Here is a 12570-nt window from a genome sequence, read left to right as displayed (position 1 = left end):
ACAGCCTGCGGTGTACAAGTACAGCCTGGACATCCAGAAGGCCATCGGCGCCGCCTCGAGTTTCGAGATTGGATTCGCGGGCACTCGGGCCACTCACCTGTATCGCGTGCTGCTCACCAATGTGCGCGATGCCGAGAGCATCAACGCACGCATCGGCATCCGCAGCACCGCGCCGCTGATCCATCCTGGATTCGGCCGCGTTCGCCCCAAGCAGAGCGATGTCACCAGCGACTACTTTGGTTTGCGCATGAGCTTCAATCAGCGCATGACGCATGGCCTGCTGTTCCGCACTTCGTACACCTGGTCCAAGGCGCTGGATGAAAGTTCCAACTTTGCCGGCAGCCTCGACTTCGGCAACAATCCCGGCAACTCGCGTTACAAGGAATTGAAAGACCCCGGCCCGGCGGCATTCGATGTTCGCCATGCCCTGACTGCCAATTTCACTTATGATTTCCCCTTCGGAAATTTCGGTGGAGCCAAGGGCAAGATACTTGGCGGCTGGCAGTTGAGCGGCATTCTTACCGCGCAAGGCGGCACTCCCATGACCTTGGCGACGGGGACACTGCCTGCTTATCTGGCGAACGGCTTTGTAGGGGATTTTGCGGATCAGGTGGCGCCGGTCAAATACGATTCGCGAAATCCTGATCGCTACTTTGACCCTACCTCATTCGTGAATCCGCCCAATTCGCCCACCTTAAGCTTCATCGGCAACGCAGGACGCAACACGGTGATTGGCCCCGGCCTTGCCACGATGAACATTGTGTTCAACAAGCGCACGGCGCTGGTCGGCGAGAGAGTTCATTTGCAGTTCCGCACCGAGCTGCACAACTTACTGAATCACCCCAACTTTGGACAGCCCAATGCAACGCTGTTCAACTCCCAGACGCCCGCGGATCTGGCGGCGGGTATCACTACATACCGAGCGGATGCTGCGCGCATCGTCGATACGGATACGGCGTCGCGGCAATTGCAGTTTGGCCTGAAGGTGGAATTCTAATTCGAGCATGGGATTTGTTACGGCTGTAGCCACGGCACGATGTTTGTGCCGTGGGTTTCCCCTTGACCCTTGAAAGCAATTTAACAGATAGTAGTGTTGCCTGTCCCGACGAAAGCCCACTGCACACATTGCGTGCCGTAGCTACCCAGAACCCAGGCCAATACCCCGCAGAGAGAGGAAATTCATGTTGCGCATAGCTTCCCGTTGGATGTTCTTAATGTTTGTATTGCTCGCGCCGGTATCATTCTTGCAGGCGCAGAATGCGCTGCCGCCGGAGGTGGCGCTAAACGGGTATGCCGACAGCATCGTCATCAACGGCAAGATTGTCAGCATGGATGACGCCGGTTACAACCAGAATCCCGGGCGCATCTATCAGGCGATGGCGGTGAAGAAGGGCCGCATCATGGGCCTGGGGACCACCGAGCAGGTGCGCGCGATGGCCAATGCGGCGACCAAAGTGATCGACGTGGGCGGGCTGACCGTGTTGCCGGGCATCGTCGAAAGCCACATTCATCTGTTCGGCGGCGGCGAGCTGGGTGCGCAGATGGGCGTGAAGGCACCCGACAAGGGCATCAGCGTGCGCGTGCAGGCGGGCCGTGATCTGGAGTCGACGCGGTTGAAGATTGAGACCGCGGTGAAGGACGCGGCGGCAAAGGTCGAGCCGGGGGAGTGGGTGGTGGTGCGCGTCGGAGCGAACGCCGCCGAAGGCGTCAGCCAGATCAAAGTGCAGTCCTGGTTCGCCAAGGAAGATATTGAGTCCGCCAAGCGTCTCGACGCCGTCGCGCCCAACAATCCGGCGTTCGTCGTCGGTGGGATTCGCGGCAACATCAACAGCGCGGCGCTGCGGGAAGTCAAGAAACTATTCCCGGATTACGACGCCTACGTTCGCCAGGCCATTGAGCCCGACGCCGACATAACAGGCGAGATCAGCGCGCTGGATCAGGCTACCATCGAGTGGGAGATATGGTATCGCAACACACCGCTCGAATTACTGGCCGAAATGCTGCGGCGCGAGTTGCTAGAGGCCGCCGCGCATGGCATGACCACATTCAGTTCGCGCCTGGACACGGCGCGCATTGTGGACGCGTATACGCTGCTGGCGCGCGAGAAGCAGATGCCCATCCGCTTTCAGATGCTTTATGAAGTTCACGTGGAACCAGATAATCCCGATTACATCCGCCGCTTCTACAAAAAAACCGGCAATCTGACCGGCGTGGGCGATGACTATTTCTGGATTGGCGGCGTCGCTTCGGAGCGTTGGGATACCTCCTATCCCATGCCGTGTCTCGGTCCCGATGTGCCGGCTCCGCCGCGCATCAAGGCGCGCGAGCTGTGCCTGAAGTCCGGCGATATTTTTTGGGACACGCTGCGCAACGCGATTGAGGCCGGCTGGCGCATCGCCGGCATTCACGGCATCGGCAGCCACGGCGCGCGGCTCTTCGTTCAGATGATTGATGAAGCGATGAAGAACGCCAAGATCACGCCGGAGGAGATTCGCAGCCGAAGGATCACCATCGAGCACGCTGACGTGCTGGGCAAGGTGCCCGACGTGGTCGCGGGCTTGAAGCGCCATGGCATCACCGTCAGCTCGAATCCATGGCGGCTGCTGCGCTATCCCGATTACGCAGCGGACTACGGTGAGTCGATCGAGCACTACATGGTCCCGGTGAAGTCGCTGCTCGACCAGGGTGTGAAGGTCGTCGGCCAATTTGAGAACTATCGCGGCATTGGATTCCTGATGACCGTCTTCATGAACCGTAAAGTCAACGGGCGACCCATTGCGCCGGAAGAGGCCGTGGATCGCGTGACAATCTTGAAGATGTGGACACGGTGGTCGGCCGAGTACGTGATGAAGGAGAATGATCTCGGCTCGCTGGAGATCGGCAAGTTCGCCGACTATCTGGTACTTGATCGCGACATTTTGACGGTGCCGGAAGCGGACATTCCAAAGATTCATCCGCAGTTAACTGTTGTCGGCGGAAAGCCCGTGTTCGTGAATAAGTCATTTGCCGGCAAGATCGGCATAGAGCCAACCAGCTTCCAGTTCGCCACTGGCGATAATCCGTGGAGCGAAGAAGCGTATCGCGGCAACTAGCGAAATTCATAGGAAGGCATTATGAATAAGTCAAAGATTCGTCCTCCGTGGGTTGCGTTCCTGTCCGCCGTGCTTGGCGCATTGGTGATGGTGGCTTCTCCGGTGGCGCGCGCCGCCGGCCTGGAAGCGGACATGGTGGTCTACAACGGGAAAATTCTGACCGCGGATTCTCCCGACCCGAACAACTATTCCGTCGCGGAGGCCTTCGCGGTTTATGATGGGAAATTCGTAGTCGTTGGGACCAATGAAGCCGCTCTCGCTGTCGCTGGTCCCAGCACGCGCAAGATCGACGTGGGTGGACGAACCGTGATTCCTGGACTGGTGGAATCGCACGATCACATCTACGGATACGCAGCGCATTTTTTTCCTAACGGCCGCAAGCCCAATGAAGACCCGCCACTCATCTGGACCAGCAAGGATGAGGCTTTGGCGCAACTGAAATCGATCACGCTCACCAAGAAAAACGGGGAGTGGATCAACACGCGCGTGCGTGGCGGAGCTTCCGCCGGAGGGCAGAGCGGCAATCAGAACGCCATCGCGGTGGCTCTGGCCATTCAGCGCTTTGAGCTGACCCGTTTCGATCTCGACAAAGTTTCGCCCAACAATCCCGTGCGCATCACCAACATCTTTTTCAGCCCCACTGGCGATAGTTGGGTCAACAGCAAAGGCTTGGACCTGTTGCTAAAACGCTATCCAAATTTGGCCGGAGTGCATAAAGACTCAAAGGGCGTGGCGTCAGGATGGTTGAGCGGCATCGCGGATCGCACGCCCGACTACGAGTTCTATCCCGCCAATCCTCCGGATAAGATTGGGCCCCCGTATCTAAAAGAGATGGAAGAGATCGCGGCGCAGGGCATCACCACGGTCTCGTCGCGGCTGGTCCCGGATGATCTGGCGGCGTACTCGTGGCTGGAAAAGCGCGGTGAGCTGCCTGTGCGCATGGCCTACACCAGCGAAGCGGTCTCGCGCAACGCCAATGCCGAAGGGACTTTCGCGCGACTGGTGGGAATGCAGGGCGGCAAAGGAAAGGAGATGTGGTCAGCGGGCAGCGACTGGTTGTGGACCATCGGCGTGGCCGCCACTTTTTCGATCGACAGCATCACCGGCATTGGTGGCGCCTGCGTGCGCAAGCCCTATCCCCGTGAGGTGCGCGAGTTTCCACTGTGGCTGCATCAATTCTATGGCCCGAACGGCCTGTGCCGCCTGGAGGACCCCAATTATGATGATGCGAATGGGCTGTGGCTAGCTGCGAAGTACGGCTTCCGCAGCGTGGCTACTCACGCAGCAGGCGACAAGGGCATGGATCAATATTTCGATTTGCTGGACAAGATCGTCAAAGAATACCCAGACATCGCCGAGCGACGCTGGACGCTGGAGCATTGCCAGATGCTGCACGAGGACCAGATTCAGCGCGCCAAGAAATTCAACATCCAATTCAGTTGTGGCCCGCTGTTCCTTTACAACGGCATGAAGGCTAGCTCAGTCCTCAATGGCGATGAAGCGGCGGGTAATTCCATGGTTCCTATGCGCAGCCTACTGGACAACGGCTTGCGCGCGGTGATGGAGCTGGACGCGCATGGCCGCCATCCCTTTGCCGCGCTGCAGGTGGCCATCAATCGCAAGGACATTGACGGCCGCGTTTGGGGGCCCAAACAGGCCATCACGCGCCAGGAAGCTCTCTACGCGTACACTCGTTGGAGCGCCGATTTTCTGCTGCGAGAAAATACGCTCGGCAGCATTGAGCCGAAGAAGCTCGCCGACTTCGTTGTGCTAAATCGGGACTACCTGACCATCCCGGTGGATGAGATTGGCCGGATTGATCCCGTGCTAACCGTGGCCGGAGGCAAGATGACCTACACAGATCCCGACTTCGCCACCAACCAAAACTTGCCACAGGCGGGCTATCGCGGCCCTCGCACGTGGTGGCTTCGCGGCTCGCCGGAGGACAAGAACCGGCCCGCCGGAGGTGGCGGCGACGGCGGGGAGTAGTTCGCTTGAGGTGATTCTCCAAGAATGAGGTTGGGCATGAAACTCTTTTATTGGCTACGATTCATGGTGATCTTGGTGTGCGCCACGGCGGCGGTGTCGCTGCGGTCGCCGGCGCAGCAAAGCTGGCCGGAAGAATTTCCTGTGCGGAACAAGTACACCTGCAAGGAAGTGCAGGTGCCCATGCGCGACGGGTTGAAGCTCGCCGCGGATTTATACTTGCCGGAAGGCGCGGGGCCCTTTCCGGTAATCATCGAGCGCACTCCTTACAACAAGAACAACTGCAAGTTTCTTCAGGCCTTGTATTTTGCAGAGCGCGGTTATGCTGTGCTGATCCAGGATGTGCGCGGACGCTTCCGCTCGCCGGGCGATTTCTACCAGTACCGCGACGAGGGTTGGGGACGGCGACAGGATGGTTACGACACCATCGAGTGGGCGGGCACGCAGCCGTGGTCGACTGGCAAGGTCGGCACGATGGGGCTTTCCTACACCTGCTTCAACCAAAATATGACGGCGGTTACACAACCGCCCCATCTAAAGGCAATGTTTTGCGCCGACTCCGCTTCCAATTGGTTTGTCGATCATCGATATCCAGGTGGAGCCTTGCACATGGCGGGGATGGATTGGTTTTTCACGCAAGGCGAAGCAGCCAAACCCATTCAAGAAAATATGCCGGACCAGGGCGGCTATAAGGGCAACGGGGATTCCTGGATGAACTGGCATCGCCGGCGCATTGAACGCAGCCAGGGTTTCTGGGAGAGCTGGCAGTCAGACAACATGGCGGATCACTTCTCGCAGACCACCTACAACGCCTACTGGAAGCAGTTCGCGCCGGACGAGCACGTCGATAAATTTCTCGTGCCGGCCTACTATATGAGCGGCTGGTATGATCGCTACCCGCATTCGGTAACCAAGATGTACAACCTGATCAAGCAGAAGGGCGGGTCGCAACTCGCTAGAGATTCCGTCAGGCTGGTGATCGGTCCATGGCTGCATGGCGGTGGGCTGGTGATGGATCGCAAGATCGGCGACCTGGATTTTGGGCCGGAAGCCGAGATGGGCTATGCGGCATTGCGTCTCCGCTGGTTTGATTATCAACTACGCGGCATCGACAACGGGATCATGAAGGATCCTCCCGTGAAGATATTTGTGATGGGCGCGAATAAGTGGCGCGGCGAGAATGAATGGCCCATCAAACGCGCAGTACAGACGAAGTTTTATTTAAGAGCGGAGCGGAGCGGGTCGATAGAATCGGTCAATGACGGCTCACTTTCTAAACAGGCTCCCACGACTGCGGAGAAGGCAGACACCTATCGCTACGATCCGAAGAATCCCACACCGACTATTGGGGGAGATCTGTTCGTCGAGCCAATGGGTGCGCGAGATCACCGGCCATCGGATGCGCTCAGCCTGACGTTTACAACTCAGATTTTTACGGAAGATACGGAGATTTCCGGACCGAGTTCGGCGGACCTTTTCATTTCGTCAACTGCCGACGATACCGACTTTGTGGTGACTCTTATTGACGTCCATCCGAATGGCTATGCGCAGATATTGCGCGAGAGCATCCAGCGTGCCAGCCGGCGTGAGTCGCTAGATATCCCTACGCCGATCGTTCCGAAACGGGTTTACAAGCTTACCGTTGCCATCCATCCCATCAGCAATTCGTTTCTCAAGGGCCATCGACTGCGACTTACGGTTGCCAGTAGCAGTTTTCCGAAATATATGCCTAGCCACAATCAGTTCATGCAAAACAACGAAGACGCTCCTTGGAATGAAGCCCTTAATACTGTTTACCATGATCCGCAGCGGCCATCCGTATTGACTGTTCCGGTGATTCCATCAAAATAGGGCTAGCGCCCACTGCACGCGGGCGGGGGATAGGCACGAATGCGGAAAACCAGAATTACTATCTTTTCGCTCGTGTTGATCGCACTCAGTTGGAATCCTTCGGCGTCCCATTCACAGAATTCAGGAGAGTTGGATTCTCCAACCATTATCTTGGGTACAGTGGCTGGAGACCGTGGTACGAACGTCAGCCTTCCAGTCTATTTTAAAGAGGGGGGGGGACGGTAAGCAAGCTATCCCTCGCCGTCAAATTCATCAGCAATAGTGTCAAGTTCGACAAAGTCGAGGCCAGCGGAATAATGCCGAGCCAGGACCTGACTGTAGACATTCAGCCAGAGGATCTGCCCCCAGAAGCTAACGGATTGCCGCAAACCATCCTAAAAATCAACGTCTCGGTCTCAGGAGGTGACTCCAAGCCGCTCCCCGATGGCCTCTGGGTATTTCTGAATTTCCGCTTAATACCAGAAGCTAAGTCTTTCGCAGTGAACTTGCAACCGTACAATGTTGAAGCTATTGGTTTGACGGGAAAGCCGGTAAAAGTCCTGGCTGAGGCTGGCAAGGTAATTGTTTCATCGGATGATGAGCCGCTAGTCGGTTGCTTCTTTTTTACCCACTGAAGTAGTTGTCGAAGGACAAGCCCCGGTTTTCTGACAATTTTGGTGCTTTCGCAATTGACTGTTGTTGGGTTTCTTGTAACGTGTTCATGTGTTATGGGCCTATTTTTGAGATCAGCAGGTCTTCTGTTCGGCGAGTCCCCGCTCCATGAACCTTCTCCGTTGTCCCAACGCCAGCTCGTATGGTCAAAAAACTCAAGCGGCCTCTCGGTGATAATATTTAAGGAGGCCGCCGAGTCGTTCTTTGCAGCACACGCGGCCCTTTCTGCGGTGCTTCCGCCAACAACTGTTGGTGGAGCGATTCTATCGTATTCAGAGGGCTTGGGTTAAGGGATAATTTCGGTGTTTGCAGATCTGCCGAATTCCTCTTGAACCTATGATGCCACTGCGATGTCCCGACCGGCCTTGCCAGTCCAGCTCGAAGCCTAATCTGAAGACCGTGATTCGTTACGGTTTTTACCAGACCCATTGGGGACGGCGTCGACGGTTTCTTTGCACACGTTGCCGCCATACTTTTTGCTCGACTCTCGGGACTGTTTATTATCGTCTGCAGCATCGGCGCTCGACGTTCGATTCGGTTGCTGTGATGAGTGTTGAGGGTGTGAGCAAGTCCTCGATTGCTCGTTTGCAGCGTATTGGTTGGAATACTGTGGATCGTTGGTTGGAGAAGGCTGGCGGGTGGTGTCGTCGATTCAATCATCTGAATATTCGAAAGATAACGGTTGTTGAATTGCAGGCCGACGAGATTCGTGCATTGGGTGGGGGCGGGAAAGCCGCGCAGGTTTGGGTGTTTGCTGCCATGGAAGTTTGCTCGCGGCTGTGGCCTTCTACCGTCGTCCACAAGCGAACCTATCGCAACACGCTCGATCTGTTTCAGGACATTCTCGCGCGCGTGAAATCGGCACAAATCCCCATGATTGCCACCGATGGATTTAAGTTCTATCGGCAAGTTGTAAAGCGAGTCTTTGGGAATGCCGCGCTGTATGGCCAGGTGATTAAGAAGCGCCGGAAAGACCGTGTGGTCAAAGTCGTATATCGAACGACTGAACCTGACGATTCGGCAAGGCTCGGCGTACTTGCACCGTAGAACCCTTAGCCATGCTCGGCGAGTCGAACGCTTGCAAGATCATCTGGAGTAGTTGAGGCGCCATTACAACTTCCTGCGACCGCATCGTGCATTGAAGTTTGGGCCGGAAACGAGAACTCCCGCGATGCAAGCAGGGCTCACCAAGAAACGACTGACGTTTCGGGATGTGTTCATGTCCGTCGCGCTTTTCTTGCGCTTAACGCGGATAATTTTCGACGCGATCTGGGAGGAGAAATCTTGCACCCGGGAGGTTTTCCCGATTTCTATGGCAGCCTAATAGCATTGGATGGAGGAAGCACTTAAAACTTATTGCAATTTGAGCGGATCTCAATTATAAGCACAGTACCATCTTTCGGCTCGCGAAGCGATGGAACGAGGAGGAACACCTCCGAATGAAGGAGTGCAAGATTCACTCTGTTCAGCTAGTTCTGGCCGCCATCGTGCTGGCGGCTTGGGTGGGAGCGTCGTATGCTCCTGCTCAGGAACCGACTCCTCCATACATCAGTGTGGGACAGGTGGACGCCTCACCTGGTGCCAGCATAATTGTGCCTGTTTATTACACACCAGATCCCAAGACATCTATCAGTTCGTTCACGGCAGAGATTGAATTCGTGAGTAATAATCTGCTGTTCGAGGATGCCAGCGAGGGTGTAGTAAACGAAAATGAATTAAAGATTACTAATTCCCTCACCACCAGCAACCCGGATGAAAAGGGGGTTAAACGCTCCAAGCTTCTTCTTAGCGTGGGCTTGGAGGGAAAACCGAAGAAGGGGATCGAAGATGGGTTGGTCGCCTATCTCATGTTCAATTTGTCCGCTGAAGCGAAGCCGTTCGTAATCAAATTGACCCCCCGAATCGTCTCCGCGGAGGACACTCAACGACCTCCTAGGAAGGTTGTCAATCTCGCTGCACGGCCTGGATCAGTTGCTGTGTTAAGCGCGGACGTGACGCCGGAGATGAGTTGTTTCTTTTTCACGCACTAGAGCCTAGAGGAATTCTGTAGTGGTATAAAGTTTCGACGAAGTGAAGGGAGTTTGAAATGCGCAATCTGAGAACCCATGCAATGACCGTCGGTGCCGTGCTCACCTTGTATTCCGTACTGGGCATGGGCCAGGAAATCATGAACAACATTCCTGCGTCGATTATTTTCTACCCTGACACGATTGTCTACAATGCCAAGCTGGTTACCATGGACGACGCATCAGTCGGCATCAATACCTCCGTGGGGAAGATCACGGAAGCCATGGCTGTCAGAGACCATCGGGTAATGGCCGTGGGAACTAATGCCCAGATTCTGGCTATGGCCGGACCCAAGACTGAAAAGATCGACGTGAAGGGCCGGATGGTGATGCCGAGCATCATTGATACACATGACCATGCCCATGGCAACGTCGCCAACAAATGGCAGGATACGCATCCCGATCCAACGCAAACGCTCGTGAAAATGTACAACATTTCGGCGGGCAAGAACAATGCGGAGATCGCGGGCTCTATTACCGCAGCGATCCAGTCGCATGTAAAAAACACCGCTCCGGGAACTTATGCCTTGATTACAGTGAATAATCCTCCGCCAAGTCCCACCGCGACGGCTCTTGAGCGTGAGTTGAATTTCATGGCGACATGGCTATACGAAGGCGGATACCCCAAAGCCAAGCTTGACGCGTTGGCGCCCAACCATCCAATCCAACTCTACAATCTTCCCGCCATGATTGTGAATGACGCCTTCGTCAAAGCACTGGACAAGCAGTATGGGCGATCGACAAAGCAAGGGCTCAACATGGACGAGCAAGGTCGCGTACGCGAGACCGCCACGCAGTACGGACGCATGATGGCCAGCGATGTTTATTTCAAGAACAAGCTGCCGCAACTCGCCCAAGCATTGGAAGAAGGGCTAATTCAGAAAACTGCTACGGGCGTTACGACATACACCTCGCATCTAATGGGAGAGTACTTCCAGGACGCGTTCAAACTCTTGCAGCAGCAGGGTCGCAGTCCCGTGCGGATGGCCTTCTATCATTGGGAGGGCCTGGCCGCTGGATTTCCGGATTCGGCGCTGTTCTACCGCAAGATGGGAGACTGGACCGGAATGGGTGGCGACTACTTCTGGAATCTCGGCGTGAGCCTTGGAGCGATTGACTCTGTTCTGCCCCGCACTTGCACCAACGCCGAGGCCCCCAAGCGCCTCAAGGAGTTGGGATTCTGCCAGAATGCTCCCGGCTCGCGCATGTATGAAACGACCAAGACAGCCATCGAGAATTACCAGCGCGTAAGCACTACCCACGCGGAGGGTGAGCAAGGCATTAATTTCTTCATGGATGCGGTGGAGGCTGCTATGAAGGAAAATTCTGGGATCACGTTGGAATGGGTTCGCTCATTACGGCTGGGAACCGATCATTGCCAGTTCAGCCCCTCGCCCGACCAGTTGCCGCGAATGGCCAAATTAGGAATGTTTAAGAGCTGCGCGGGAAATGACATCAACGCTGAACGCTGGATGGGTGATGGGAAGTATCCCGAACTCTACATCCGACAGATTGCTCCCGTTCGAACAGCTCTCCAGGCAGGTGTAAGAATTACCTCTGAAAGTACCCAGAACTTCTTCATTGGCGCCCAAAGATTCATCACGCGCAAAACGGAGAAGGGCGTGGTGGTCAACGCCAAAGAAGCCATTGATCGCAATGCCGCACTTAAAATGATGACGTCTTGGGCAGCTTGGGCCGTCTTGCGGGAAGACAAGCTCGGTTCGCTTGAGCCGGGCAAGTTTGCTGATTACATCGTCCTGAACGCCGATTACATGACCATTCCCGAAGATCAGATCGGCACAATCTATCCACTAATGACGGTTATGGGTGGAAAAATTATGATGCTCAAGGAAGAGTTCGCCAAAGAACTTGGCCGCACTCCGATTGGTCCCCAAGGCCTACAGGGAATCAGCGGTGGAGACATGGTTAATTTCTAAGTGATCCAGACAAATTAGGAAAGACGATTTACCCACCAGCGACCTCGCGGCCGTGGTGAAATCCCTGAAGGCATTTCTTTCCGAGGTACCCAGAGCGGAGTGCCCCGCCGGCTTGATGGACAAGGGGGGCACGAAGTCCATCTTCGAGAGTATCTACATCAAGATTACCTGCGGTTATCTGATTTTACCGTTGGCGGCCGCTTGGGCTGTGGCAGGATCGGTTTCCGCACAGCAGCCAACCGGAACCATCCTGGGTGTGGTCAAGGATTCGAGTGGCGGAGTCATCAGCCGTGTCGCGGTCGGATGGGAAAACTCGCCTTATTTGTTCTTGTGATCTACACCTATTCAGGAGTAAACTGCCCGCGTGCCGCGTGTGATTTGCGGTCCTTCGGCTGTACATTTGGCAATTTCCATAGGGAGAAGGCTATGAACCCGCTTCGCAGATCTTTCAGATTGGTCCTGCTGGCCACAACACTGTCTTTAATTTTTTCGTTCCTCATCATTGGTAATTCTTCGCCATCCTGGGCACAGTTGCCAGTCGGTGTGATTCTTGGTGTCGTAAGAGACAGTACTGGGGCGGTACTGCAGAATGCCTCAATTACCGCCAATAGCACAGAAACGGGCTACAGTCGGACGGCCACCAGCGGGTTGGATGGTTCCTTCCGCATTCCGGCATTGCCAGCTGGGTCGTATGAAGTTCGGGTGTCGGCTGCGGGATTCCAGACGGGTCTCCATAGGGGCATGTCGTTGGCCGTCGGACAGGAAGCGGTGATTAATTTTTCGTTGGTCGTGGGGGCTATCGAGCAAACAGTGGAAGTCGTTTCCGAGGCACCGTTGGTGAACACTACGAGCGGTTCCGTGGGAGGCCTAGTGGACGAGCGGAGCATCGAGGAACTGCCGCTCAATGGGCGAAATTACCTGGATCTAACCCTGCTTCAGGTGGGCGTGCAAGAGCACAAGAATATTGGCACGGCGTTTCCGGGAACC

The 12570-nt window shown here is 55.6% G+C and carries 8 protein-coding genes; all 8 read left to right on the top strand.

Annotated elements, in window-relative coordinates; translation table 11 throughout:
- Positions 1 to 1181 precede the first annotated feature (1181 nt).
- Positions 1182 to 3092 carry a hypothetical protein gene (locus tag EXQ56_13905; GenBank protein ID MSO21519.1) on the top strand — a complete coding sequence of 637 codons (1911 nt, stop codon included), beginning with the start codon at positions 1182 to 1184 and terminating at the stop codon, positions 3090 to 3092.
- 21 nt (positions 3093 to 3113) lie between these two features.
- Entirely contained in the window at positions 3114 to 5081 is a 1968-nt protein-coding gene (locus EXQ56_13900) for a hypothetical protein (GenBank protein MSO21518.1), read from the top strand.
- 24 nt (positions 5082 to 5105) lie between these two features.
- Entirely contained in the window at positions 5106 to 6929 is a 1824-nt protein-coding gene (locus EXQ56_13895; protein MSO21517.1) for a CocE/NonD family hydrolase, read from the top strand.
- A 296-nt stretch (positions 6930 to 7225) separates the two neighbouring features.
- Positions 7226 to 7543 (top strand): hypothetical protein, encoded by a 318-nt coding sequence (locus EXQ56_13890; protein MSO21516.1) that lies wholly within the window; start codon positions 7226 to 7228, stop codon positions 7541 to 7543.
- Positions 7544 to 8141: 598 nt separating this feature from the next.
- Positions 8142 to 8627: a hypothetical protein gene (locus EXQ56_13885; protein MSO21515.1), complete on the top strand. Its 486-nt coding sequence runs from the start codon at positions 8142 to 8144 to the stop codon at positions 8625 to 8627.
- A 392-nt stretch (positions 8628 to 9019) separates the two neighbouring features.
- Positions 9020 to 9610, top strand: coding sequence for a hypothetical protein (locus tag EXQ56_13880; protein MSO21514.1), 591 nt, complete (start codon positions 9020 to 9022; stop codon positions 9608 to 9610).
- 56 nt (positions 9611 to 9666) lie between these two features.
- Positions 9667 to 11583, top strand: coding sequence for a hypothetical protein (locus tag EXQ56_13875; GenBank protein MSO21513.1), 1917 nt, complete (start codon positions 9667 to 9669; stop codon positions 11581 to 11583).
- A gap of 303 nt (positions 11584 to 11886) precedes the next feature.
- On the top strand, positions 11887 to 12570 hold a 684-nt coding region (locus EXQ56_13870; protein ID MSO21512.1), incomplete at its 3' end, for a carboxypeptidase regulatory-like domain-containing protein.

The organism is Acidobacteriota bacterium (genome assembly GCA_009691245.1).
GTDB lineage: Bacteria > Acidobacteriota > Terriglobia > 2-12-FULL-54-10 > 2-12-FULL-54-10 > SHUM01.
This window is presented reverse-complemented; position numbering and strand designations above follow the sequence as displayed.